This is a genomic window from Romboutsia sedimentorum (assembly GCF_030131845.1).
Lineage (GTDB): Bacteria > Bacillota > Clostridia > Peptostreptococcales > Peptostreptococcaceae > Romboutsia_D > Romboutsia_D sedimentorum.
Window position 1 is genome coordinate 1 of sequence record NZ_JASKYM010000008.1, and the last position, 25,074, is coordinate 25,074.

The following is a 25,074-nucleotide window of genomic DNA, read 5'->3' on the forward strand; positions in this document are numbered from 1 at the left end:
AAACTCTTAAATAAAAGTTTATCTAGGGCTCAGATACTGTTATATATCTGGCTTTATGTTTCGTTTGTTTCAAATTCTATAAATTAACCTACTGTTTAATTTTCAAAGTTCTTATTTAGCTAAATCATTTTAAAAAATGATTTTTGCTGTTATTGTTTGCCCTTTTCTTAAGGACAAGTATAACTATACCATCTCATTTATATATCGTCAATACTTTTTTTAATTTTTTTTAATTTTATTTTGCTATTTTTGTTTCATACGTATATTCATTAGTTGCAACCCTAGTTTTTACAACATTTTTGCTTTTTATACGTTCTGCACCATTCAATATTTTAATTACATCTTTACAAAAATAAACCATAACATCCATAACTAATAAACTAATACATATTAAACATATCCAATTAATAATTTGAGACATATATTTTACCTCCAACTTTTATTTTATATAAACTTCTCTAGTTTAATGACACTTACCTTTATAAAAATTCCTCTATATAACTCCATATTACAATGGTTTGATTCGTTTTATTTCATCAAAAACTTTTAATCACCACTATTTCTTAATAATTTTTATTGTTTACTGTTAAAATTTAAATTTTTATCTAAATATTATTTTGAAAATAATTACGTATAAACTACAAATATAAAAAAAGCTTATGTACTAAATTAACTTTAGAACATAAGCTTTTTTATAAAATATATTATTCTTCTATTTTACTTGAAGAATTTTCTATCGGTTTCATAGTTGGGAATAATATAATATCTCTTATAGATGGAGAATTAGTTAATAACATCATAACTCTATCTATACCTATTCCAAGACCACCTGTAGGAGGTAATCCTATTTCTAAAGCATTTATGAAGTCTTCATCCATATCACAAGCTTCATCGTCACCTAATTCTCTTTTTCTTAATTGATCCATAAATCTTCCTTTTTGGTCGATTGGGTCATTAAGTTCAGAGAAAGCATTAGCTAACTCCCACTTGTTTGCGAAAGCTTCAAATCTATCAGTTCTTCTTGGGTCTTCTACATTTCTCTTAGCTAATGGAGATACCTCAACTGGATGATGAGTTATAAATGTAGGTTGGATAAGTTTATCTTCTCCAAACTCTTCAAATAATGAGTTTATAACTTCTCCTCTTCTCATTCCAGGAGTTATTTCTATTCCTTTTTCTTTAGCTACTGCTAAAGCTTCTTCGTCTGTGTTTATAGTTGAGAAATCTACTCCAGTATATTCCTTAACGCAATCTTCCATAGTCATTCTTCTCCACGGAGGAGTGAAATCTATTTCAGTTCCTTGGTAATTTACTTTCATGCTTCCTGTAGCAGCTTCAGCCATATGAGCTATAACATTCTCTGTTATTTCCATCATATCTGTGTAATCTGCATAAGCTTGGTATAATTCTATGGCAGTATATTCTGGATTATGCTTTATAGACATTCCTTCATTTCTAAACATTCTACCCATTTCATATACTTTATCAAATCCACCAACTATAAGTCTTTTTAAATATAGCTCATTAGCTATTCTTAAGTACATTGGTATATCTAATGTATTATGGTGAGTTATGAATGGTTTAGCATTAGCTCCACCAACTGAAGTATTTAATATAGGAGTTTCAACTTCTAAGAATCCTCTTGTATCTAAGTATGATCTTAAAGCTTTTAATGCTTTTGTTCTTGTTAAGAAAGCATTTTTAACCTCTGGGTTAACTATTAAGTCAACATATCTTTGTCTATATCTTAAATCTTGATCTTTTAATCCATGGTATTTTTCTGGTAATATTTGAAGAGATTTAGATAATAGTAAAACTTCATTAGCTTTTATAGATATCTCTTCTTTCTTAGTTTTAAATACTTCACCTTCAATACCTAATATATCACCTATATCATATGTAGAGAATATTGAATACTCTTCTTCACCTATTCTATCTAATCTAACGTAACATTGTATTTTTCCTTCTTGATCTTGTATATCTATGAATCCAGCTTTACCTTGAATTCTTTTACTCATTATACGACCAGCTATCTTAACTGTTTTACCTTCGAAGTTTTCAAAATTGTCTTTTACTTCCATAGAATTACTAGTTCTATCATATCTACTAACATGGAAAGGATCTCTTCCCATTTCTTGTAGTTTAGTTAACTTATCTCTTCTTACTTGAAGAACCTCACTAAGGTCTTCTTGTGATTGATTATTAACATTTGATTGATCGTTATTCATTTTTTCCCCTCCCGATTATCTTCTTATTTCTAATATTTTAAACTTTACAACACCATCTGGAACGTGAACATCTACAACTTGTCCTACTATTTTATCTAAAAGAGCTCTCCCTACAGGAGATTCATTTGATATTCTTCCTTCATATGGATCTGCTTCTGCTGAACCTACTATTGTATATTCAACCTCTTCATCAAATTCCATATCATTTACTTTAACTATAGATCCTATAGTAACAACATTAATGTCTATTTTACTTTCATCTATGATAACTGCATTTCTTATCATATTTTCTAATTTTAATATTCTTTCTTCCATTTGAGCTTGCTCATTTTTAGCTTCATCATATTCAGCATTTTCTGATATATCTCCAAAAGATATAGCAACTTTTATTCTATCCGCAACTTCTCTTCTTCTTACAGTTTTTAGAAGCTCTACCTCATCTTCTAACTTTTGATACCCTTCTTGAGTTAACAGTATTTCTTTTTTATCTTCCATAACCCCTACAACTCCTTCTTTTATATATTTGAGATTGATCTCAATTTTATTTTAATTTATACTATATTTGTTTTATTATGCGCTATATTATAAGTCACTCTTATTCTAATGTCAAGCAATCGTCCATATATCCATTAAGCTTAGATACTACTTCTTCATAAGTTTCTATCTTATTGATTTCATCTCTTACTCTTGCTGAATTTCTAAGTCCTTTTAAATACCACGCAATATGTTTTCTCATTTCTCTTACTGCTACATATTCTCCATGTTCATCAACTGCCATACCTAAATGCTTAATAGCTGTATTAATTTTTTCCTCCAGTGTTGGCTCTGGTAAAATTTCTCCAGTTTGCATATAATGGTTTATTCTTTTAAATATCCATGGATTACCTTGTGAGCCTCTACCTATCATTATAGCATCACAGTTAGTTTTGTCTAACATATTTATTGAATCTTCAACAGTAAATATATCGCCATTGCCTATAACAGGTATACTTATACTTTTCTTTATTTGTGATATTATATCCCAATCAGCCTTACCTGAATAGTATTGCTCTCTTGTTCTACCATGTATAGCCAATGCGCTTATGCCTGAAGCTTCTGCTATTTTAGCAATCTCCACAGCATTTATATGCTCACCATCCCAACCTTTTCTTATTTTTAAAGTTACTGGTTTCTTAGAATTTTTAACTACAGCTTTTAAAACTTCCTCTGCCAATTTAGGATTTCTCATAAGAGCTGATCCATCTCCATTTTTTATAACTTTAGGAGCAGGGCATCCCATATTTATATCCAATATTTCATTAGGATAATCGTTCATTATTTCTGCAGCTCGTCCCATAAATTCAGGTTCTGAACCAAATATTTGTACAGCTACAGGTTGTTCAGCTTCTTCTATTTTTAACATTTTTTTAGTATTTTCATCATCGTAACATAATGCTTTAGCATTTATCATTTCTGTATAAAGCAGCCCACAATTTTGTTCTTTACATATTAATCTAAACGGAAGATCTGTAACACCTGCCATAGGTGATAAAAAAACTTTGTTTTTTAATTCTACATTACCGATTTTTATCATTTTTGTCCTCCTCTAAATTGCAATTTTTATCATTATAATATAAGTTTGCCTACTATCATAAAAAAGGAACTGGGTATATAACCCAATTCCCTTGTTGCTATTCTTTATTTTTATCATGTATCGTCTTTAATCCCTCAAGAGTTAAAAATCTATCTACATTATCTATACTATCTGTCTCTGATGCTATAAGAGTAGACAATCCACCTGTCGCTATCACTTTAATGTCATCATAGTTTAATTCTTGCTTCATCATTTCTATTATCTTGTCAACTAGTCCTACATATCCATATATTATCCCAGCTTGCATTGCTGAAACAGTATTTTTACATACAGTCGACCCAGATTTTGCTAATTCAACTCTAGGAAGCTTTGATGCTCTTTGGAATAAAGCTTCACTTGATATCTTTATACCAGGAGCTATCGTTCCTCCTAAGTACTCACCCTTATCAGATATAGCACAGAATGTAGTAGCTGTTCCAAAATCTACTATTATTAACGGATATCCATATTTTTCAATTCCTGCAACTGCATTTACTATTCTATCAGCTCCAACTTGCTTAGGATTATCATATTTTATATTTAATCCTGTTTTAATTCCTGGGCCTACAATCTTAGGTTGCTTATTGCAATATCTTATGCAGAAATTCTCTAATGCATGCATAACATCAGGAACTACAGATGATATTATAACATCATCTATGTATTTCATATCTATATTTTCATATTGAAACAAACTATTTATAAGCATTCCATACTCATCTGATGTCTTATCTTTATCAGTATTAATTCTCCAATATTTTATTAATTCCTTATTTTTATATATACCTAAAACCATATTGGTATTTCCAACGTCAAATACTAGAAGCATATATTTTAACCTTCTTTCTATTTTTTCCTTTTATTAAGTATAACTGCAACAGCTGATACTACAAACCCTCCAATAATAGCTTCAGGTATTCCATTTGTAGCTGCTATCGTAAATATAAGTGTTTTAGCAGTAGAAGCACTTTCTCCTAAAGCCTGAGCATATCTTTCTGCATATAGAATGTATACCATTCCTAAAACACCTATTGTATTGATTAAAGAACCTACCATCCCAGTTATCCAACCAGATACTAATACATTCTTAGTTAACTTCATAACTAAATTATATACATAGTAAGCTATCAACCCTATTAATACCCTTGGTAGTATAGATACAATCGGATTTATAAGCACAAATGAAGTTATTGTCGGCATAGTTATAGCTCTAAGCAAACTCGTAGCTCCAAATATTAATCCTATTGTCATTCCTACTACAGGACCTTCAATTATCGCGCCTATAATAACTGGTATATGCATTATAGTTGCGTTAGTTGGGCCAATCGGAATAAATCCTAATGGCGTCATAGATAACATAATAGATATTGCTGATAGCACTCCTATTATAGTCATTTTTCTTACATTTAACTTTTTCGTTGCTGTTGACTGTACATTTATCATAATCTCATACCTCCGTTCCAGCTCATAAAAGATGCCGGACTTTTAATTTTTAATTTTGACTTTCGTCTTTTTAGCTATTGTTAAGTCAAGCTCTAAAATATATTAGATACCAGCTATAACAAAATAATTTTATCAATAGCAAATGACATTGTCAATAATTCTTATTAATAGATTATATGTATCCTTTAATTCCACGTATAGAAACTTCTCCTGACATTATCTCTTTTATGATTTTATCTTTAGTCTGTACGACTAAGTTTCCATCTTCATTTATATCTAAACATCTTACTAATTCTTTACTATCACCTTTTAATGTATATATATCTTTGCCTATTATAGCAGAATATTTTCTACATATATTTAAAGTTTTTTCTTTACAATTATTATTAATGTAATCCATATACAACTCTTCAAATTCCATAAAAATATTTCTAACTATATCAACTCTAGACATTTTAAAGTCTTCTTTATATAACGAAGTTGCTATATCAGATATTTCCTGTGAAAACTCCATTGTTTTTACATTTATCCCAATCCCTAACACAATATGATTTACTCTTTCAATTTCAGCAGACAATTCTGTAAGTATTCCTGATATTTTCTTATTATTTAGTATAATATCATTGGGCCATTTTATTAAAGTATTAGCACCCAATTTGTTTAATGCACTTACTATACTTGCTCCAGCTATTAAAGTTATAAATGGTGCTTTATATGGTATTATATCCGGTTTTAATACAATACTCATCCATATACCTTCATTAATTTTAGAATGCCACTGTCTTCCTAGTCTGCCTTTTCCTTTGGTTTGTTCTTCACTGATAATTACAGTTCCTTCTTCTAAACTTGAGGCTATTTCTTTTGCATAATCATTAGTTGAAGCTATTGTATTAAAGTGTATTATTTTATTTCCTATAAATTTAGTATTCAATTCATGAGAAATATTTTTATAAGTTAATAAATCTCCAGGCTTCTCTATTAACCTGTATCCCTTTTTATTTACAGATTCAATATTGTATCCTTCTTCTCTTAATGATTTTATATGTTTCCATATTGCGGCTCTAGACACACCTAATTGTTTCGACAAAATTTCTCCTGAAGTAAATTCATCTTGATTATTCAATATAATCTCTATTATTTTATCTCTCATATTACACCTCTATCTAATGTAATTTTTACATCTAATAATTAATTATACCTTATGAAATTTATTTTTGAATGCTTATATAAAAATTCTATCCTATTGCTGCTTATGTTAATAATATTTTTTTATATTTAATTTTATATACAAAATCGATTTTAAGCAATAATAAACCCTTCCAAATTCAATATTATAATAATATTCAACTTGTTTGCAAAAAACACTTCTAATAGCTATATATCAATTCTCACGATATCATTATATTCATTATTTCCAAATCAATTCTATTATTCCAATAAAAATAGGACCTAAATTTAGGTCCTATTTTGCTAACTATTTATTTTCATCTGTATCATTTATATCTTTTGTTTCTTCTACAGTATTTTCAATACTTTCTTTTTTTGCTAAATCTACATTAGAAATACTTTCTTCAGTTAATTCTTCTTTTTTATCTAATGTTATAGCTGATGTTTCTTCTTTTATTTCTGGTAATTCTAGTGATAATTCTTTATTAAATGCACTCATAAATTTAGCTGCATCTAGAGTTTCATGAACTAATAAAGCTTGGGCTACATACTCTAATCTGTCCATATTCTCTTCTAATAATTTTTTTGTTGCTTTGTATGAATTATCAACAATCTTTCTTATTTCGTTATCTATTTGAGCAGCTACTTCTTCAGAATAATTTTGTTTACTTCCAAAACTATTTCCTAAGAATACTTCTTCATTGCTATCACCAAATGTCATTGGCCCAAGTTTTGTACTCATTCCATATTTAGTAACCATACCTCTAGCGGTAGAAGTTACTCTCTCTAAGTCATTTGATGCACCAGTAGATATATCATCTAATACTAACTCTTCAGCAACTCTACCTCCAAGTAGTACAATTATATTTTCTTTCATTTCTTTTTTAGTAGCATAGAATTTATCTTCTACAGGAAGTTGCATAGTGAATCCACCAGCTCTACCTCTTGGAACTATTGTAACCTGATGAACAGGGCTTACATGATCTAGTATATGGGCACAAACTGCGTGACCAGCTTCATGATATGCTGTAAGTCTTCTCTCTGGCTCACTTATAACTTTAGATTTTTTAGCAACACCTGCTATTACCTTTGTTATAGCTTCTTCTATAGTATCCATATGGATTTTCTTTTCTCTTTTTCTAGCTGTTAATATAGCAGCTTCGTTCATTAAGTTTTCTATATCAGCAGGAGTAAATCCAGGAGTTCTTCTTGCTAAAACTTCTATCTTAACATCTTCTGCTAATGGCTTGTTTTTAGAGTGAACTTCAAATATAGCTTCTCTACCTTTAACATCTGGAGCTCCAACAACAACCTGTCTATCAAATCTACCAGGTCTAAGTAACGCTGGATCAAGTATGTCAGGTCTATTTGTAGCAGCCATTATTATTATCCCTTGGTTTACACCAAATCCATCCATTTCAACTAATAATTGATTTAGAGTTTGCTCTCTCTCATCGTGTCCACCGCCAAGACCAGCGCCTCTTTTTCTACCGACAGCGTCTATTTCATCTATGAATATTATCGCTGGAGCATTTTTTTTAGCTTGTTCGAATAAATCTCTAACTCTCGAAGCTCCTACCCCAACAAACATCTCAACGAAATCAGAACCACTTATACTAAAGAATGGTACACCTGCTTCTCCTGCAACTGCTCTTGATAAATAAGTTTTCCCAGTACCAGGAGGACCCACCATAAGTATACCTTTTGGTATTCTAGCTCCTAAATCAATATATTTCTTAGGATTTTTCAAGAAATCAACGACCTCTTGTAAATCTTCTTTTTCCTCATCAAGCCCTGCTACTTCTTTAAAAGTAACTCTTGTTTTTTCATCATCCTTATGAACTTTAGCTTTTGATTTACCAAAATTCATAACTTTTCCGCCTCCACCTTGAGACTGGTTCATAAATACAAACCAAATTATTACCATACCAAACATTAATAATAGAGTTGGTAACATTTCTACAAACCAAGGAGCTGACGGTTTAGGTTCTCCACTTAATGATGTTATTTTGCCTTCTTTAGCCTGTTGTAAGACTTCATCAGCAAGTTTATCCCCCATTATCTCTTTTGGTACGTATGATCTAAATTTAACGCCTGTGTCTTTTATAGTACCTTCTACTGCAGTTTCATTTATAAAATACAGTTTAGATACATTTCCGTCTGATAAAGCTCTATATACTTTAGAGAATTCCATCGACTCTATCTTTTCTGTAGGTTTACCTGAAAACTGAACTATACCCACTATTATTATGAAAATCAGTAGGTAGAAACCAATATTTTTGAAGAATTTATTCAAAAGAAGCCCTCCTTTCATACATTGTTTTATTCTATAGTTTCTTAAAGCTAATCTTTAAGACTTCTTTTGTTTTTGAATCAATTTTATAATTTTCACTAGTTTTATAATCACCCACGCACAGTATACCTTCTTCATCTGTTACTACAGGAATTTTGCATCTGTCCTCTCTTGGGATTTTTAAATCTATAAATAATTCTTTGATTTTCTTACTACCTGCAACGAGTTTTATTTTATCTCCTTGCTTTCTACTTCTTACAACTATACCCCCTTTTACTTTGCTAAAATCAAACCCTTTAGATGTCTTATTTGTTTTTATACTTTTATATCTATCTATGCTCATTGTTTGGGTTTCTAAAATTAAGTCTAACTCTTTTATTTTAATAAATCCATTGCTAGGTATATTATAGCAAAAATCTATATCTTCACTAACTATTTCTTTAGTAGTTAATATTATGATATTTTTTCTCCTATATGCAAGAATTCCTCTAGGAAGAGTTATCATTTTATTTATTTTATTTTCGTTTTCTAATTCAATTAGATCTTCTATATGCTTTTGATCTATAAAATTAGTATCTCCTAGTATATGTTTTATACCATTTCTTAATACTCTAGCTTTAATAGCATCATGTAAGTTAGTATACTTTTCTAAGTTTATTTCTACAGAGTAAGAATTTAAATCTGAAACCTCTTTAAATTTAATTTTAGCTTCTTGTTCAATATAATCACTATCACTTTTTAAACCTTTACTCATCCTTACTATAGATTCTATTACATTAGGATTAAAATTATCCTTCATATATGGGATAAGTTCTAATCTTATTTTGTTTCTAGTATATATAGTTTCTAGATTTGTTTTATCTATTCTAGGGTTTAAATCATATTTTTTACAATAAGCTTCTATCTCACTTCTTTCTATATCTAAAATAGGTCTTATTATACCATTGTCTCTTATATATTCTATACCTCTTAAACCTTGAAGTCCTGTACCTCTCATAACTCTCATCAAAATAGTTTCTGCTTGGTCATTTAAATTATGTCCTATAGCTATTTTGTTTGATTTTGTTTTTTGTTTGATTTCTTCAAACATTTCATATCTAAGTGTTCTAGCTCCATCTTCTATCGAAACACCCTTTTCCTTGCAATACTGAGGAACATTTATTGATTTAACAAAAGATGTAATTCCTAAATCTTCACAAATTTGAGATACAAATAATGCATCTTTTTGTGCTTCTATACCTCTTATTTGATGATTTAAGTGTGCAGCATACACCTCTATATCTAATACATCTTTTAATCTATAAAGTAGGTGTAGTAAACAAACAGAATCTGGTCCTCCTGAAAGACCCAATACTATTTTGTCACCATCTTCTATCAACTTATATTTATTTATAGTACTTAGTAATTTTTCAAAAATCATATTTATACCTCTTACATTTAGTTTTTATTAACTTTTATGTATAGTTTCTATAAAAAAACCATAAACCCTTGTATCTTTTTTTAAAAGATGCAAAGTTTAGTATAATTATTATAATACCAAATAAATTAAAGAAAAGGTAGTATTTTAACTACCTTTATAAAATTTATATAATTAAAGATTTATAATAAATTTTTAATTATATAAATTATTCATTTATTTGCACTATAATGTTTATTTTATTTCTGCCTTTAAACAATTCCATAATTTTTATATCATACTCTATTTCTGCCTTTATACATTTTTTTTTATTTTTATCTATCTTTAGTTCTTTAGTGTTTGTTTCTATTATAAATAGACCCTGAGGTGTCCTATATTTCGTTTCATAAATACTACTTTTTTTGAAATTCATAGTGGAATTAGTATCCCCAAATCTTTTTATATTAATTTCATTTTCTGATATTTTTATTGTACTTGTTGTTTTATTTCCATCTTCGTTTTCTTTATAAACTACATATATATCGTTATTTTTATAATATACATCAGCAAATGTGCTTAGATTTATCGTATCTACTTTACCACTTTCATCATATTGTTTTGTGGTTATGCTAACTTTTCCGTTCATTTTTTCCTCCTAAATAAGTATAAACTTTAGGCTATATAGACTAAAGTTTATCTCATCTAACTAATATTTTTGTATTTCTACATTTTTTATATCTTGAATTTCTTTTTTTAAAAATTCTTCGCCTATACTAGCAAATTTTTCAGGTATATCAGAAACATAGTATTCATATGATGGTTTAATGCTATCATCTAATCTAATTAATTCTTTGTTTTCTAGTATTTTTTTTAAATCTTTAGCTGTTTCTTTAGCTGGATTTACCAGTTTTATATTTTCTCCGACTATTTCACCTACAGTCCTCTTTAGCAATGGATAATGTGTACAACCTAAAACTAAAGAGTCTATTCCTTGCTCTATTAACTCACCTAAATATTTTTGAGCAGTTAATGATGCAATTTCCGTATTTGACCATCCTTCTTCAACTATAGGTACGAATAAAGGACATGCTTTGTCAATTATCTTTATTTCTTTATCTATTTTTCCTATTTCAACGTTATAAGCTTTTGAACGAATAGTTCCTTCTGTACCAATAACGCCTACTATCTTATTTTTAGTAGAATATGCTGCTGTTCTAGCCCCAGCTTCTATAACTCCAATTATAGGTATATCATATTTCTCATTAGCTTCTTTTAAACTTCTAGCAGTCGCTGTATTACAAGCAATTACTATTGCCTTTACATTCTTAGACATTAAAAAATTTATAGCTTGAAATGTATATTTTATTATTGTCTCTTTTGATCTCGCTCCATAAGGTACTCTAGCTGTATCTCCAAAATAAACTATATTTTCATTAGGCAAAATTTTCATTATTTCTTTTAAAACAGTTAGTCCTCCTAACCCCGAGTCAAACACACCGATAGGTCTATCATTCATATTCCACACCTGCTCTACTTTTTAGTATCTAAAGCTAATTGTATAAGACTATCTATAAGGCTAGAATAACTTAATCCTGTCGCTTCCCACATTTTAGGATACATACTTATGTTTGTAAATCCTGGTAATGTGTTTATTTCATTTATAAATATTTCTCCTGAATTTTTATCTATAAAGAAATCAACTCTAGAAAGTCCTTTTCCATCTATACTTTTAAATGCTTCGATTGCCATTTTTCTTATATTTTCCATGTCTATTTCATTTATATTTGCTGGTATATCATATGTTGATGAACCATTTATATATTTATCTTCGTAGTCATAAAAATCTTTAGCTGGTTTTATTTCTCCTGCTATAGATGCCTTAACTTCATTGTTCCCAAGTACAGCAACTTCTATTTCTCTTGCATCTATACCTTGTTCTAGAACTATTCTAGCATCAAATTTTAAAGCTTCATTAATTCCACTTAGAAGTTCTTCTCTGTTGTTAGCTTTTGATATCCCTACACTCGAACCTAAATTAGCTGGCTTTACAAATATAGGATAATTTAATTTTTCTTCTATTTTATTTAATTCTTCTTGTGTATATTTATTAAATACACTCTTATGTGTATCTGTATAATCAACTTGTGGTAATCCTATTTGTGTAAATACTTTTTTGCATATAAGTTTATCCATACCTACACTTGAAGATAAAACTCCGCATCCTACATATGGTATTTGGCTTATTTCAAATAATCCTTGAATAGTTCCGTCTTCTCCATAAGGACCATGTAAAACTGGGAATAATACATCTATTTTTTCTAATCTTCCATCTTCAAATACGATTCCTACTTCTTTATTTCCAACTGGAACTAAATTAATTTCAACATTTTTATTAGCTAAATTAACCCATTCCCCATTTCTTATATTTTCTTCATTTCCTTCATAATACATCCATCTTCCATCTTTAGTTATTCCTATAGTAAAAATATTGTATTTACTTTTATCAATATGAGTATATATCGAAGCTGATGATGCTAATGAAACTTCGTGCTCTCCTGACTTTCCACCAAATATTAAAGCTACATTAAGTTTATTCATAATTTTGCTCACCTTCCTGCTTTGTATTTATTAATATCAAATATTATATGCATTTTACCATCTAAATGATTATTATAGTTTATTTTAATAAAAAAATAAAGGAGCAAAAGCTCCTTTAATCTAAAATTCTAGTATGTTATGTACTTATTTGGCAAACACATGATTTCCAATTCTCATGTATGGGTCTAACGTTCTTATCCACTGGCATGTGGCTATATCTGGATTCCAAAAATATATTGCTTCGTTGGTTGGATCTTGTCCATATAACGCCTCTTGAGCAGCCTTGTATGCACTCTCAGTGTATTGCATGTTTATTGATCCATCATTAACTACTGAGAATGCATTTTTTTGGTATATGACATCTTTTATGCTATTTGGAAATCTAGAATCTTTCACTCTATTTATAACTACAGCAGCTACAGCTACTTGACCTTCGTAACTTTCACCTCTGGCTTCTCCTGTAATTAATTTTGATAATAATAAAAGTTCATCATTACTTATATTTATAACTTCTCTTTTTTCCTGCTTTGCAAATTCTGATGGCACAGTGTTTTTATTATTCAAATCTTGACTTAATGCTAAAACTTGGCTACATGGCACTAACACATAAGTTAAAACTAATAATGACACTATAAACTTATAGTACCTACCCATAGTTAAAATCACTCCTTTTACTTCTTAAAATATTTGTCTAGTATTTCAACTACTTTAAATTTAACTTTCATTTTATTCATATCTTTTTGTGTCTTTTGTGTTATTAATTTGTATTCATCTTCAGTTAAAACTTCTTTTAATTTTTTATCTGTAGCCTTGTCTATAACTCCATTTTCTTCATCTACAAAACATAATGGAGGAAACATAACACACCACCAATTTTTCCCTTGACCTTTGCCTATAACTATTTTTAATGCTTTATATTCTCCTGCTGGAAGTATAACACTAGAGTATTGTTTAGTAGGAAATGTACTGTTTTTAATTCCTATCTTCACGTCATAATTATATCCATTTTTACAAATAATATTTTTACTTATTTTTTCCAATTCATCATATTCATTTTTTATAATCTCTTCACTTTGTTCTATACTAGTTGATTCTATTAGCTTTGGCTGTAAATATGCTATAACTGCATCTCTTACTTTAAGTTTTAATTCTTGATCTTCGTCAGTATCACTATTTGCTATTACATGAAATCTTATTAATTTATTTTTATAATCATCTGATATCGAATCTACTTTTTTTACTTCCCCACTTATTGTTATAGTCATGACAGATATAATTGCTATAAGACTTAATATTAATATAATTACTCTAAATTTTATTTTATTCATAACTAATTCCCCCTCAAAATATTTCTATTTTGAGTATATCCAGTCTAATACTTTTTATACCAATAAAAAAAAGAAGGATACCCCTCTTTTTTTAAAGATCTTTATTATTCATTGTTCTCTCTATCATAAAATGTTCTATTTTTTCTATATGTTCTGTGGCATGTTTCTTTGCCATCTCATTATCACCTTTTTTTATAGCGTCTAAAATAAGTTTATGATCTCTTGCTATATCTACAGTTGAATCATAATCAGATATATAAGTTACTCTAAATCTATATACTTGCTCCCATAATGAATTTATTAATTGATGCAGCTTTTTATTTTTAGTTGCCTTAAATATACATTCATGGAATTCAACATCTTTTTTAAGTAAAGTTTCTACATCTGAACCAGCAGCACTTTGTTCAAAGTCTTTAAGTATTGCCTCAAGTTTTTTTATATCCTCTGGGCTTATTCTTTCAGATGCTAGTGATGCTGCTAACCCCTCTACACTTGCTCTTATTTCTAAAACATCGATTATATCTTTTAAAGACATACTAGCTACATAAGCACCTTTTCTAGGAAGCATAATAACTAAACCTTCTAATTCAAGTTTTCTTATCGCTTCTCTAACAGGTGTCCTACTTACCCCTAATTGTTCTGCTAACTGAACTTCCATTAATCTCTGTCCAGGTTTTACTTTTCCTTCTACTATTGCTTCTCTTAAATTTTCAAACACTACATCCCTTAATGGCTTATAATCATCTAAATTTAATTTATTTAAATTCTCCATCAATTTCAACTCCTTTTTCATTACTATTAACAACATATACTTGAGAGTATTTTTCTAATAGTTTTTCTTTACCCCTTAGGGCTTGTTCTTTATTTTCAAATAAACCAAATACGGTTGGACCACTACCACTCATCATAGATCCTAAAGCCTTGTTTTCTATCATAATTTTTTCAATTTCATTTATTTCTTTATGATATTTACTTGTTACAGTTTCAAGAACATTAACCATATTACTTGCTACAATATTTATATCTTCTCTATTGAGACAATCTATTAATAATTTATTATTTGGTCTATTTTGAATACTTTCTAAATCTAATCCACCATAAACATCTCTAGTAGATACAAATAAATCTGGCTTACACACCAATATACTAATATCTTTATGTAATCCTTTTATATAAGTTAGCTCTTCTCCTACGCCGCTTGCTAAAACAGCTCCTCCACAAATGCAAAATGGTACATCTGCCCCTAACTTAAATCCTATTTTTTGTAATTCTATTTCTGATAGATTAAGTTTCCATAGTTTATTAAGTCCTACTAAAACTGCAGCTGCATTCGAACTTCCCCCAGCCATACCGGCCGCTATCGGAATATTTTTTTGTATAAATACTTCTACACCTTTATTTATTTTAAATTTATTTTTTAACAAATTAATAGCTTTATAAACAATATTTTCCTTATCTAGTGGTATATCAGAACTATCGCTCTTTATAACTATATCTTCTGTGCCTAATTCTTTTATTTTTATAATGTCATATAAATCGATTGTTTGCATTATCATCTCGACTAAATGGTATCCATCTTTTCTTTTTCCTAGCACATCTATCGATAAATTTATTTTAGCTCTACTTTTCAACTCTATAGAATTCATTGTAGTCTCCTTGTACATAGTATAATGTATTCCTAACTACTAATATTATACTACAAAAAATAAAACAATAGGGGATTATAATCCCCTATTGTTTTATTTTGATATAATGTTAATCTACTAAAGCAACTTTCTTTTCTAATATCAAGCACTTACCTGGTTTCAAAGGTTCTTCCATTTTTATTTCATTTATTTCTGCTATTTCAGTTTCAGTAGTATTGTATTTTTTAGCTATATTCCAAAGGTTTTCGCCTTCTTTACATATATAAACTATTATACTTGGAGCTTTAGATAAATCATAAACACCTAGATCATCACCTTTTACTATAAAGCTTTCTGATTTTTTATCTACAGCCTCTGTAAATCTTTTTATTTTTATATTCAAATCTACTTGATCCCTATTTAAATCTACATCTAATTTTTCTATAGAAGCTGTATTAAATACTTTGCAAGTATCTGTTAAATTATCTATCATAACATCATGTTCAAAAGGTATTTCTTCGCTTAATTTATAAACTATCCTTAAGCCCTCTACTGGAACATATAATACATCTACTTTTATTATACCTTGTATTATGCTTTTATCCTCTTCTGAATAACTATTTTCTATAGATATAGATGCGCATGCACTAACTATATCTTTTATTTGTATATCATCATTAGTATTTTTTATACTCTCTCTCACCATAAAGTTTTCTGATGAACTATTTAAAGTTTTATTAACTTCTATTGCTCTATGGTCAAATTTAATTATTTTTTGTGGAGAATATGCATCTTGTAAGACTTCTCTTGTAATATCATCTGTTACTTTTACTTTACAACCTATTGTACAATCAATTTCTAATATTCCTGTATTATTATCTTCATTTTTCTTAAATGTATAATTAAAGTCTCCCATAGATAATAAAGCTTCTTCTGTCATACCATCACAAACACCTGGTACTTCTATAAATTGAGTGAAATCTATTCCTATTCTATCTAATTCAACTAGCTCACCATCATATGTACAAGCTAACGGATTTATCTCTAATACTCCACCTATTATAACTTTATTATCAGCTACTCTGCTTTCTTTTATCTTAGCATATGGATTTAAGCTTATTATAGATTGAATTTCTTCAGTATTTATAGTCATAGTATCTCTTATTACACTTTCTGATTTTTCTATTCCTATAATATCTTGATAGCTTATTTCTTTTCTATGCTTTTGTATTCCTTCAACTTGAGATACATCTTTTACTATATCTAATCTTTGTTTATCGAATAGGCTTCCTCTTATATTCATAAGGGCACCAACTCTTATTTTTCTCTCATTCATTATAGTACAATCTATATGCTCAATTTCTGGGAACAACATGTATTCCATGTCTTGAACTATATTATCTTTTTCTATAATTTCATTTATGTCTATTTTTCCATCTACGCTCGAAACTGTATTTTTATCATCTGTTATATATATTACGTTGTAATTAAAACTTCCCCTGCAAACTATTTTACCATCTGTTACTTCTATCTTCTTAATAGATATGTACCCTTCTGTTTTTACAATATCATAAACATCTGATTTCTTATCTGGTACAACAGCTTCTGATTCTATAAACGTTTGAAACTTTCCAAAGTCCATTCTATTGTCTACTTTTATTACATCTTTAATTAATTCCATGTTTATCCCCCCTGTATTAAATAAAACTATCACACTATATTTATATTTCAGGAACAAAAAAAAAATTACACCTATTTTTAATAGGCATAATTTTAACTAACGTGTAATTTATTTTGATCTTTAAATACTTGCAATTTTACATTAGATGTCAATAAATCAGAATAACTATAAGATACTCTAGAGCATCCATTACCTTCATCATCTAATTTTACAACAAACACACTTGGATAAACTTTTTCTAGTATTCCCTTTTTAGTAACAATCTGCTTTCTTCCCTTGTTAGCCTTAAGTAATATCTTCTTACCTAAGTGTCTTTCCAAACTTGCTCTTATATTATCTAGAGTTTGAACAGTGGCCATAATATCACCTTCTTTAAACGTTTGTATGTTTACATAATATCATATATTTGTTTTTTTGTCAAATGTTTAAACTAATATTTTATATTTTATTTATACAAAAGTCAATAGTATTTTTTAAGATATACAGTATAATATTAATTTTTTTGGTTAATACAAAACTGATTTAGGCATCGCCCATCTAAATTTACCTCTAGTTTCTGAGCCTCCTACGCCTTTAATCCCAGTCACAGTCTGTTCTATGACCTCATCTATAGGTACTATAGTATCTATTCTTGAACAAGCTATTTTTTCTACTACAAAAACTGGATCTAGTGCATGTATCATTATTCTACCCGGTGAACTTGCATAATTTGCACCAGCTTTTATTAGTTGTTCATAATTAGATTGGCATGCACCAGCAAATATAACCAAACTATCTAAGTTAGGTTGCCACTTGCGAGCTTGCTTTATAGTTTTTATAAAATTCATTGAATTTTTATAGTTACTTAAATCAGTTATATTGCCTTTTCTAGATGTCATAGCATCATGACCTGTTATTACAAGTATATCTGGGTTGTGCTTCTCTAATAGTGCTCGTACTTCTTTATATTGATTTGCTTCTGGTATAGCTACTCCCACAGCTGGAATTCCCAACTCTGTATATACATCTAAACATATTTTTAAATATTCTTTATCCCCATCTATTTGTAATACTTTACCTGGCATACCATAAACATTAGCATTTGCTTGAAGTTTAGGTACTGCTCTGTTCATCTTTTTTTGTCTCTCTTGTGCCTTTCTCATAGATTGATTAAGTAAAGTTTCTACGCCTTTATCTAAAAAAACTTCTTTTATGTCTGGCATCTTTACTATTTCTAAATCATCTAAATAAGCATCTGCTATTATTCTAAATGCAACGCCTTTTAATATAACTATTTTTTCATTTTTTTCATCTATGCTAAATCCTACTATCTTAAAAATAATATCCTTATTATATGATTTCCTTGCTACTATGTCTCCTACTTTCATAGATGTCCTCCCTAATAACTTTTATCTTAATTTATACTATGTTTTATATTTATTTTTGTTACTTGAGAGAATAAAACATTTTTTTATTGAAATATTAATAAAATAGTGTTACTATCTTCATAAGCAAATGTTTACTAGAGTAAACAAATATTTATAACAAGGTGATGAGTATGACTGATAGAGAAAAAGAAATTTTAGAAATTTTAAAAGAAAACCCTATGATTTCTCAACAAGAATTAGCCGACAAACTGTGTATTGCTAGATCTTCTATCGCAGTGCATATAACTAATCTTATGAAAAAAGGATATATAAAGGGTAAAGGATACATTTTAAATAAGAGTGATTATATAACTGTTATAGGTGGATCTAACATCGATATACAAGGTGCTCCTAACAAATCTCTTGTTATGTTTGACTCTAATCCTGGTAAAGTAGATATATCTTTAGGCGGTGTTGGCAGAAATATCGCTGATAATATATGTAGATTAGGTATAGATACAAAGCTTATTTCTGCAGTTGGAAATGATTTATATGGTAATCAAATATTATCAGAATGTAAAAGTTATGGTATTGATATCGATGATTGTTATGTTTCAAATGAAATACCTACTTCAATATATGTTTCAATACTTAATAATTCTAATGATATGCAGGTTGCTATATCTCATATGGATATATTAAATAAAATAGATATATCTTATATTAATTCAAAACACCAATACATCAACGATTCATTAGCTATCGTTATCGATACTAATTTATCTAAAGAAGTGATAGATTATATTACTTCAACATATTCTAATATACCTATTTTTGTTGATACTGTTTCAACAACAAAGTGTATGAAGATAAAAGATGTAATAGGTAAATTTAATACTATTAAATTAAATAAATATGAAGCTGAAGCTTTATCTAATATGAAAATAAATACTAAAGATGATTTAGAAAAATGTTCTAAGTATTTATTAGACCAAGGTGTAGAAAACTTATTTATTACACTTGGAAAAGATGGAGTATACTGTGCTAACAAAGAAACTAATATAAAAATTGACAGTGTGAAAGTTGATATCATTAGTGCTACAGGTGCTGGAGATGCTTTTACAGCCGCTCTTGTTTATAGTCATTTAAATGGCTTTGACATTGAATATGCTGCTAAATTTTCTATGGCTGCATCTGTAATAGCACTTTCTCATGAAAATACAATTAACCCTAATATGTCTATAGACAATGTGGAAAAAATACTTAAGGAGATGATCTTATGTTAGAAAAATATTTACAAGTACACCCAGAGGTTAAAAAGGCTATAGAAAATGGTGAAGCAGTAGTTGCTCTAGAATCAACTATAATATCTCATGGAATGCCTTATCCTAAAAATGTAGAGATGGCTAAAAATGTAAGTAAGATAATAAGAGAAAACGGCGCTATTCCTGCTACTATAGCAATAATAGATGGGGTATTAAAAGTTGGTCTTACTGAGGAAGAAATAGAATTTTTAGGAACAAGCAAAGACATTGTTAAAGCTAGTAGAAGAGATTTACCTTTTATAATATCTAAAAAATTAAATGGAGCTACTACAGTTGCTACTACAATGATTTTAGCTGACTTAGCTGGTGTTAAAGTATTTGCTACAGGTGGTATAGGTGGAGCTCATAGAGGCGCACAAGAAACATTTGATATATCTGCTGATTTACAAGAATTAGCTAATACTAATGTTGCAGTAATTTGTGCCGGTGCAAAATCTATATTAGATATAGGACTAACATTAGAGTATTTAGAAACTAACGGAGTTCCTGTAATAGGATTTGGTGCAGATGAATTCCCTGCATTCTATACTAGAAAAAGTGGATTTGGTGTTGACTATAGAGTAGATTCTTCTATGGAAGTTGCTACTGCTTTAAAAGCTAAGTGGGACTTAAACCTAAAAGGTGGAGTGGTTATAGGTAATCCAATACCAACAGAATTTGAAATGGATTATGATGGTATAACTAATGCTATAGAAACTGCTTTAAAAGAAGCTAGGGAAAACAATATAGCTGGTAAAAAAGTTACGCCTTTCTTGTTAGACAAGGTTAAGACTATAACAGCTGGTAAAAGTTTAGATTCTAACATAGAATTAGTTTATAACAATGCTAAGGTTGCTGCTCAAATAGCTAAAGACTTAGCTGATATAAATAAATAATATAAGCCAATAAAATTTATTATTAATTTTAAAATAAATAAAATAAACTATCTGTAATTTAAATTATAGATAGTTTATTTTTATTTAATCTTCTTTTAAGTTAGGTATTACTTTTTTAACTTCTTCAATTTCATGCCATGTTTTTTCTAGATTATTTTGACTTATATATTCTTTAACAGTTGTCAAAGAAGTAAATTCTTTAACAGATAAATCATCTTCATCATTCATAAATCTTAAGATAAACATAAACTTACCTTACTTTCCACAACATTTCTTGTATTTTTTACCGCTTCCACATGGACAAGCGTCATTTCTTCCAACTCTATCTTCTTTAACTATTGTTTTAGAGTTTTTATATGATTTTTGTAATTCTTTTCTTGTAGCTTCTGGTAATATATCATTCCATCCTTGTAAGTTATATAACCAGTGAGCTTCTACAGCTACCATATTGTAGTATAATTTTTCCCAGTCTATATCTAATTTTATAGTACTATCAGCTTCTATAGTTTCTAAAACGTCTTCATTCATATCTTCTTTTAAACTCTCGCTTATTCCATCTATGAATCCCATGAAATATTCAACTGAAGCATTGTGGCTAGCTGCTAATTCACTAACTTTTCCTTCTATAACTTGCTTCTTATTGTTTAAAATCTCATTGTATATTCCAGCTTCTACTTTTAAGTACTCTTCCCAGAATTTCACTTCTGTTTCTTGACTTTCGTGATTATCACTTAAATTTCTCCATTCAGTATATAAACTCATACTTTTTCCTCCTAAAATTTCGTTTTTATAGTACAAATAAATTTTGTTTTAATTTTTATAACTCTATATTATACCATATTTTCTTTAAATCAACTCTTACATTATATCATAATTAAATAATTCTTTTAATACTTTTATAGCATACTCTTGGTCTATAAAAAATGGGCTACTTGCTATGGTAATAACTTTAGCTTTCTTTATAAGATTTTGTATCTTACAAATTTTTATTTCATGGGGTATGTAATCCATATCTTTAGAGAATATATCCAAATCTATGTCTAATACATATTCTCCTTTTATATCTAAATCAAATCCATAAGAACTATCTATTATAACAACATCTGAAAATATATTGTGTTTTAATGCAGGTTGAATGAAATTTCCTACATTTAAAACTTCATTAGTATATGTAAAAACATCTTCTATGTTATCCATATTAACATTATAATCATCAGGCTCTCTCATATCCTTATGTTGATCTACATGTACTAATTTGCACCCTTTACTAAACTTATCTTTTTTTAGACTTTTTATCCAAAAATAAAGAGCATGGTTATGATTATCAAATATATATACATCTTTTTGGTCTATGTTATATTTGACCATATTTTTAAGACCTCTTGCTTTTATTTCTTTTTCTTCATCTATTTCATTAAATACAATTTTATCTCCAACCTTAATATCATTTAAATTACCTTCTATTAATTTTGGAACATAAATTTTTTTATTTTCTCTTTCTTCATAAGAAAAAATATTATTACCAATAGGTTTTTCAATATAAAATCCTATGTATCTTTCCATATTGTCTCCTCTTAACTATAGTTTAATTATATATTAAATATTTATGCTATGTTGATTAAATATTTTTTGATACCAAGCTATTATAAATAGGAGCTATCTTCTATTTTGAAGGTAGCTCCTATTTATTAAAATAAATTCCAAGGATATTCTTGTGGTGGTTCACATGTGAATTCCATTTTTTCTTTAGTAGTTGGATGTTCTATTTCTACTTTGTGCGCCCATAGAGATATTTGTTGTCCAACTTTATTTACAGATTGTCCGTATCTTTGATCTCCAAATAGAGGATGCTTTCTACTCGCAAACTGAACTCTAATTTGATGAGATCTTCCTGTTTTTAAATCAACCTCAACAAAACTAAATCCATCTTTTTTATTTAAAGTTTCATAACTTAATTCTGCATTTTTAGCTTCATTATGGTCTTTTTTAACTACAGTAACCATATTAGTTTTTCTATTTTTATAAAGATAATCTTTTAAAGTATCTTTGTCTTTGCTCATTGTTCCATGTATAACAGCTCTATAAGTCTTTTTAAAAGTCTTATTTCTCACTTGCTCAGATAATCTAGATGCGGCTTTAGATGTTTTTGCAAAAACCATAACCCCACCCACCGGTCTATCTAGCCTATGTATCAAACCTATATATACATTTCCTGGTTTATTGTATTTTTCTTTTACATATTGCTTTAAAAGATTAACCATATCTTTATCGTTAGTATCATCACCTTGTGATAATATGTTAACTGGTTTTTCTACAACTAATAAATGGTTATCTTCATATATAACCTTTATCATTACTTAGACTCCCATCTTCCAAATATACCACAAGGAAGAACTTTACCGTCTCTAGAAGTAGGTATACCTATTTCTCCACCATATATTTTTCCACCTTTTGATTTCTTTTCAACAGTAGCATCTAATATATGTTCTAATATTATTGGAGATAATCCAGTAGTGTATGAATTTATCAAGAAAAATAATGGATCGTCAGATAATACTTTAGTGCATAAATCAACTAAACCATATAATTTTTCTTCTATTTGCCATACTTCACCTTTTGGACCTCTTCCGTAAGAAGGTGGATCCATTATTATAGCATCATATTTATTTCCTCTTCTAACTTCTCTTTCAACAAACTTAACAACATCATCAACTATAAATCTTACTTTGCTATCTTGTAGTCCTGATGTTTGTAAGTTTTCCTTAGCCCAAGTTACCATACCTTTAGATGCATCAACATGACAAACTTCCGCTCCTGCTGCTGCACAAGCTACTGTAGCTCCACCTGTGTATGCAAATAAGTTTAATACCTTTATAGGTCTGTTAGCATTTCTTATTTTTTCCATTGACCAATCCCAGTTAGCTGCTTGCTCTGGGAATAATCCAGTATGTTTAAATCCAGTAGGACTTATGTTAAACTTCAATTCTTTGTAGCTTATAGTCCACTTTTCAGGATATTTTTTCTTAGCTTCCCATTGACCTCCACCTCTACTACTTCTGTGGTAATGTCCATGAGGATTTTTCCATAATCCGCTTTCATTTTGTATAGGCCACATTACTTGAGGATCCGGTCTTCTAAGAACTACATCTCCCCATCTTTCTAATTTTTCTCCGTTACCCATATCTATAAGTTCATAGTCTTTCCATTTATCTGCTAATAATAACATTCATGTCCTCCTAATTTTTTAATCTCAATTTATGTATTATACCATATTATTAATTCATATTTTCGGTATTTTAACCACTTTCTATACTTATTATAAATTATTTAAGCTACTATTTGTATTACTACTTATTTATTTAATTTTGCATTAACTATCTTCTTTCATTTAGCATACTATATTGTAACTAATTTTTTGAATAAGGGGTGAATGATAATAATGAATTTTAGAGGATATGACGGTTGTATTTATAATTTAATTCATGTAAAATTCAACGAAGATATGAAAAGAGACGGTTTCTTTTATTATAATTTGCAGTATCCATCATTTTATAATTTTAATAATACTTACTTTAATGTAAATCCCAACGTGCTTAATAATATAAATGATACAATCAAAAGTGATGCTTATACTTTTAAAGATGGCTTACTTGAAGAGTATAATGAGAGCTCTCAAAACACTAATTATACAGTACGTTCATCTTATAACGTTACATTTAACAAAAATCATATATTAAGTTCTAAGCTAAGCCTAATGGCGCTTGACGGAACGTCAATTGCTGAATACAGTCAAATAAATAATTATAATATTGATTTACTTACTGGAGATACAATTTTACTTAAGGATATTTTTAACCATGGTGTAGATTATATGAAGATTATTACTGAATATGTTAGTTATAAAATTTTTCAAAATAAAGAATGGTATTATAAAGATGTATTTATAGATATTCCACAAGATCAAGCTTTTTATTTAACTGATTCTGGAATAGTTGTATATTTTGAATTAGCTCAAATTGCGCCCATAGAATTTGGTGTACCTAAATTCAAAATCCCATTTGAAAAATTTAAATCTTATATTAATCCTCGTTTTTATTGCTATGCTCAAAATATTTATTCTCCTCCTGTGAGAAAGAAAAAACTAAATAAATAAAAAG

The 25,074-nt window shown here is 28.7% G+C and carries 27 protein-coding genes; 3 read left to right on the forward strand and 24 right to left on the reverse strand.

Annotation, left to right across the window (positions count from 1 at the left end):
- Positions 1-235: 235 nt before the first annotated feature.
- The 19 genes from QOZ84_RS12840 to yabG all read right to left on the reverse strand — a co-directional run bounded on the left by QOZ84_RS12840 (position 236) and on the right by yabG (position 18,738).
- Positions 236-421, reverse strand: a complete 186-nt coding sequence (locus tag QOZ84_RS12840) for a hypothetical protein (protein ID WP_284133353.1) — start codon at positions 419-421, stop codon at positions 236-238.
- A gap of 283 nt (positions 422-704) precedes the next feature.
- Entirely contained in the window at positions 705-2,228 is a 1,524-nt protein-coding gene (lysS, locus tag QOZ84_RS12845; protein ID WP_284133354.1) for a lysine--tRNA ligase, read from the reverse strand.
- 15 nt (positions 2,229-2,243) lie between these two features.
- Positions 2,244-2,723, reverse strand: coding sequence for a transcription elongation factor GreA (greA, locus tag QOZ84_RS12850; protein WP_284133355.1), 480 nt, complete (start codon positions 2,721-2,723; stop codon positions 2,244-2,246).
- A 100-nt stretch (positions 2,724-2,823) separates the two neighbouring features.
- Complete coding sequence (gene dusB, locus QOZ84_RS12855) at positions 2,824-3,798, reverse strand: tRNA dihydrouridine synthase DusB (RefSeq protein ID WP_284133473.1); 975 nt, start codon at positions 3,796-3,798, stop codon at positions 2,824-2,826.
- Positions 3,799-3,898: 100 nt separating this feature from the next.
- The gene (locus QOZ84_RS12860) at positions 3,899-4,669 is read right to left on the reverse strand and encodes a type III pantothenate kinase (protein WP_284133356.1); all 771 of its coding nucleotides are present in this window, start codon (positions 4,667-4,669) and stop codon (positions 3,899-3,901) included.
- 17 nt (positions 4,670-4,686) lie between these two features.
- Complete coding sequence (locus QOZ84_RS12865) at positions 4,687-5,283, reverse strand: ECF transporter S component (RefSeq protein WP_284133357.1); 597 nt, start codon at positions 5,281-5,283, stop codon at positions 4,687-4,689.
- A 172-nt stretch (positions 5,284-5,455) separates the two neighbouring features.
- Entirely contained in the window at positions 5,456-6,433 is a 978-nt protein-coding gene (locus tag QOZ84_RS12870) for a biotin--[acetyl-CoA-carboxylase] ligase (RefSeq protein WP_284133358.1), read from the reverse strand.
- 324 nt (positions 6,434-6,757) lie between these two features.
- The gene (ftsH, locus tag QOZ84_RS12875) at positions 6,758-8,746 is read right to left on the reverse strand and encodes an ATP-dependent zinc metalloprotease FtsH (RefSeq protein ID WP_284133359.1); all 1,989 of its coding nucleotides are present in this window, start codon (positions 8,744-8,746) and stop codon (positions 6,758-6,760) included.
- A gap of 31 nt (positions 8,747-8,777) precedes the next feature.
- A complete protein-coding gene (gene tilS / locus QOZ84_RS12880; protein ID WP_284133360.1) occupies positions 8,778-10,163 on the reverse strand; it encodes a tRNA lysidine(34) synthetase TilS in 1,386 nt (461 codons plus the stop codon).
- A gap of 205 nt (positions 10,164-10,368) precedes the next feature.
- The gene (locus QOZ84_RS12885; RefSeq protein ID WP_284133361.1) at positions 10,369-10,785 is read right to left on the reverse strand and encodes a YwiB family protein; all 417 of its coding nucleotides are present in this window, start codon (positions 10,783-10,785) and stop codon (positions 10,369-10,371) included.
- 60 nt (positions 10,786-10,845) lie between these two features.
- A complete protein-coding gene (murI, locus tag QOZ84_RS12890; RefSeq protein WP_284133362.1) occupies positions 10,846-11,655 on the reverse strand; it encodes a glutamate racemase in 810 nt (269 codons plus the stop codon).
- Positions 11,656-11,669: 14 nt separating this feature from the next.
- Positions 11,670-12,737, reverse strand: coding sequence for a D-alanine--D-alanine ligase family protein (locus tag QOZ84_RS12895; RefSeq protein ID WP_284133363.1), 1,068 nt, complete (start codon positions 12,735-12,737; stop codon positions 11,670-11,672).
- Between the two features lie 144 nt (positions 12,738-12,881).
- Positions 12,882-13,391, reverse strand: coding sequence for a cell wall hydrolase (locus tag QOZ84_RS12900; RefSeq protein WP_284133364.1), 510 nt, complete (start codon positions 13,389-13,391; stop codon positions 12,882-12,884).
- Positions 13,392-13,408: 17 nt separating this feature from the next.
- Positions 13,409-14,065 carry a stage II sporulation protein R gene (gene spoIIR / locus QOZ84_RS12905; RefSeq protein ID WP_284133365.1) on the reverse strand — a complete coding sequence of 219 codons (657 nt, stop codon included), beginning with the start codon at positions 14,063-14,065 and terminating at the stop codon, positions 13,409-13,411.
- Positions 14,066-14,156: 91 nt separating this feature from the next.
- Positions 14,157-14,837 carry a GntR family transcriptional regulator gene (locus QOZ84_RS12910; RefSeq protein ID WP_284133366.1) on the reverse strand — a complete coding sequence of 227 codons (681 nt, stop codon included), beginning with the start codon at positions 14,835-14,837 and terminating at the stop codon, positions 14,157-14,159.
- Complete coding sequence (gene ispE / locus QOZ84_RS12915) at positions 14,821-15,711, reverse strand: 4-(cytidine 5'-diphospho)-2-C-methyl-D-erythritol kinase (protein ID WP_284133367.1); 891 nt, start codon at positions 15,709-15,711, stop codon at positions 14,821-14,823. The genes QOZ84_RS12910 and ispE overlap by 17 nt, the downstream gene beginning before the upstream one ends.
- Positions 15,712-15,820: 109 nt before the next feature.
- Positions 15,821-17,371, reverse strand: a complete 1,551-nt coding sequence (locus QOZ84_RS12920) for a DUF3794 and LysM peptidoglycan-binding domain-containing protein (RefSeq protein WP_284133368.1) — start codon at positions 17,369-17,371, stop codon at positions 15,821-15,823.
- A 92-nt stretch (positions 17,372-17,463) separates the two neighbouring features.
- A complete protein-coding gene (locus QOZ84_RS12925; protein WP_026899885.1) occupies positions 17,464-17,730 on the reverse strand; it encodes a Veg family protein in 267 nt (88 codons plus the stop codon).
- A gap of 147 nt (positions 17,731-17,877) precedes the next feature.
- Entirely contained in the window at positions 17,878-18,738 is an 861-nt protein-coding gene (yabG, locus tag QOZ84_RS12930) for a sporulation peptidase YabG (protein WP_284133369.1), read from the reverse strand.
- A gap of 170 nt (positions 18,739-18,908) precedes the next feature.
- Between yabG and QOZ84_RS12935 the strand changes: the two genes are divergently transcribed.
- On the forward strand, positions 18,909-20,003 hold the full coding sequence (locus tag QOZ84_RS12935; protein ID WP_284133370.1) for a PfkB family carbohydrate kinase: 1,095 nt from the start codon (positions 18,909-18,911) through the stop codon (positions 20,001-20,003).
- Positions 19,997-20,917, forward strand: coding sequence for a pseudouridine-5'-phosphate glycosidase (locus QOZ84_RS12940; protein ID WP_284133371.1), 921 nt, complete (start codon positions 19,997-19,999; stop codon positions 20,915-20,917). The genes QOZ84_RS12935 and QOZ84_RS12940 overlap by 7 nt, the downstream gene beginning before the upstream one ends.
- An 84-nt stretch (positions 20,918-21,001) precedes the next feature.
- Here QOZ84_RS12940 and QOZ84_RS12945 read toward each other — a convergent pair whose 3' ends face one another.
- The 5 genes from QOZ84_RS12945 to QOZ84_RS12965 all read right to left on the reverse strand — a co-directional run bounded on the left by QOZ84_RS12945 (position 21,002) and on the right by QOZ84_RS12965 (position 24,143).
- On the reverse strand, positions 21,002-21,163 hold the full coding sequence (locus QOZ84_RS12945; RefSeq protein ID WP_284133372.1) for a hypothetical protein: 162 nt from the start codon (positions 21,161-21,163) through the stop codon (positions 21,002-21,004).
- A gap of 9 nt (positions 21,164-21,172) precedes the next feature.
- Positions 21,173-21,679 carry an SEC-C metal-binding domain-containing protein gene (locus QOZ84_RS12950; RefSeq protein ID WP_284133373.1) on the reverse strand — a complete coding sequence of 169 codons (507 nt, stop codon included), beginning with the start codon at positions 21,677-21,679 and terminating at the stop codon, positions 21,173-21,175.
- A gap of 96 nt (positions 21,680-21,775) precedes the next feature.
- Positions 21,776-22,480: a peptide arginase family protein gene (locus QOZ84_RS12955; protein ID WP_284133374.1), complete on the reverse strand. Its 705-nt coding sequence runs from the start codon at positions 22,478-22,480 to the stop codon at positions 21,776-21,778.
- Between the two features lie 125 nt (positions 22,481-22,605).
- Positions 22,606-23,271 (reverse strand): RluA family pseudouridine synthase, encoded by a 666-nt coding sequence (locus QOZ84_RS12960; RefSeq protein ID WP_284133375.1) that lies wholly within the window; start codon positions 23,269-23,271, stop codon positions 22,606-22,608.
- Positions 23,271-24,143 (reverse strand): class I SAM-dependent methyltransferase, encoded by an 873-nt coding sequence (locus QOZ84_RS12965; RefSeq protein WP_284133376.1) that lies wholly within the window; start codon positions 24,141-24,143, stop codon positions 23,271-23,273. Before QOZ84_RS12965 ends, QOZ84_RS12960 begins: the two co-directional genes overlap by 1 nt.
- Positions 24,144-24,356: 213 nt before the next feature.
- Between QOZ84_RS12965 and QOZ84_RS12970 the strand changes: the two genes are divergently transcribed.
- Positions 24,357-25,070: a DUF3298 and DUF4163 domain-containing protein gene (locus QOZ84_RS12970; RefSeq protein ID WP_284133377.1), complete on the forward strand. Its 714-nt coding sequence runs from the start codon at positions 24,357-24,359 to the stop codon at positions 25,068-25,070.
- The last annotated feature ends 4 nt before the right edge of the window (positions 25,071-25,074 follow it).

Coding starts and splice junctions, on each gene's coding strand:
- greA (WP_284133355.1), bottom strand. CDS start 2,723: ATGGAAGATAAAAAAGAAATACTGTTAACTCAAGAAGGGTATCAAAAG.
- QOZ84_RS12895 (WP_284133363.1), bottom strand. CDS start 12,737: ATGAATAAACTTAATGTAGCTTTAATATTTGGTGGAAAGTCAGGAGAG.
- QOZ84_RS12885 (WP_284133361.1), bottom strand. CDS start 10,785: ATGAACGGAAAAGTTAGCATAACCACAAAACAATATGATGAAAGTGGT.
- tilS (WP_284133360.1), bottom strand. CDS start 10,163: ATGATTTTTGAAAAATTACTAAGTACTATAAATAAATATAAGTTGATA.
- QOZ84_RS12955 (WP_284133374.1), bottom strand. CDS start 22,480: ATGGAAAGATACATAGGATTTTATATTGAAAAACCTATTGGTAATAAT.
- QOZ84_RS12920 (WP_284133368.1), bottom strand. CDS start 17,371: ATGGAATTAATTAAAGATGTAATAAAAGTAGACAATAGAATGGACTTT.
- QOZ84_RS12900 (WP_284133364.1), bottom strand. CDS start 13,391: ATGGGTAGGTACTATAAGTTTATAGTGTCATTATTAGTTTTAACTTAT.
- QOZ84_RS12965 (WP_284133376.1), bottom strand. CDS start 24,143: ATGTTATTATTAGCAGATAAATGGAAAGACTATGAACTTATAGATATG.
- QOZ84_RS12945 (WP_284133372.1), bottom strand. CDS start 21,163: ATGTTTATCTTAAGATTTATGAATGATGAAGATGATTTATCTGTTAAA.
- QOZ84_RS12865 (WP_284133357.1), bottom strand. CDS start 5,283: ATGATAAATGTACAGTCAACAGCAACGAAAAAGTTAAATGTAAGAAAA.
- QOZ84_RS12840 (WP_284133353.1), bottom strand. CDS start 421: ATGTCTCAAATTATTAATTGGATATGTTTAATATGTATTAGTTTATTA.
- QOZ84_RS12970 (WP_284133377.1), top strand. CDS start 24,357: ATGAATTTTAGAGGATATGACGGTTGTATTTATAATTTAATTCATGTA.
- QOZ84_RS12860 (WP_284133356.1), bottom strand. CDS start 4,669: ATGCTTCTAGTATTTGACGTTGGAAATACCAATATGGTTTTAGGTATA.
- QOZ84_RS12940 (WP_284133371.1), top strand. CDS start 19,997: ATGTTAGAAAAATATTTACAAGTACACCCAGAGGTTAAAAAGGCTATA.
- QOZ84_RS12950 (WP_284133373.1), bottom strand. CDS start 21,679: ATGAGTTTATATACTGAATGGAGAAATTTAAGTGATAATCACGAAAGT.
- murI (WP_284133362.1), bottom strand. CDS start 11,655: ATGAATGATAGACCTATCGGTGTGTTTGACTCGGGGTTAGGAGGACTA.
- spoIIR (WP_284133365.1), bottom strand. CDS start 14,065: ATGAATAAAATAAAATTTAGAGTAATTATATTAATATTAAGTCTTATA.
- ispE (WP_284133367.1), bottom strand. CDS start 15,711: ATGAATTCTATAGAGTTGAAAAGTAGAGCTAAAATAAATTTATCGATA.
- lysS (WP_284133354.1), bottom strand. CDS start 2,228: ATGAATAACGATCAATCAAATGTTAATAATCAATCACAAGAAGACCTT.
- QOZ84_RS12925 (WP_026899885.1), bottom strand. CDS start 17,730: ATGGCCACTGTTCAAACTCTAGATAATATAAGAGCAAGTTTGGAAAGA.
- QOZ84_RS12910 (WP_284133366.1), bottom strand. CDS start 14,837: ATGGAGAATTTAAATAAATTAAATTTAGATGATTATAAGCCATTAAGG.
- QOZ84_RS12935 (WP_284133370.1), top strand. CDS start 18,909: ATGACTGATAGAGAAAAAGAAATTTTAGAAATTTTAAAAGAAAACCCT.
- yabG (WP_284133369.1), bottom strand. CDS start 18,738: ATGAAAGTAGGAGACATAGTAGCAAGGAAATCATATAATAAGGATATT.
- QOZ84_RS12870 (WP_284133358.1), bottom strand. CDS start 6,433: ATGAGAGATAAAATAATAGAGATTATATTGAATAATCAAGATGAATTT.
- QOZ84_RS12960 (WP_284133375.1), bottom strand. CDS start 23,271: ATGATAAAGGTTATATATGAAGATAACCATTTATTAGTTGTAGAAAAA.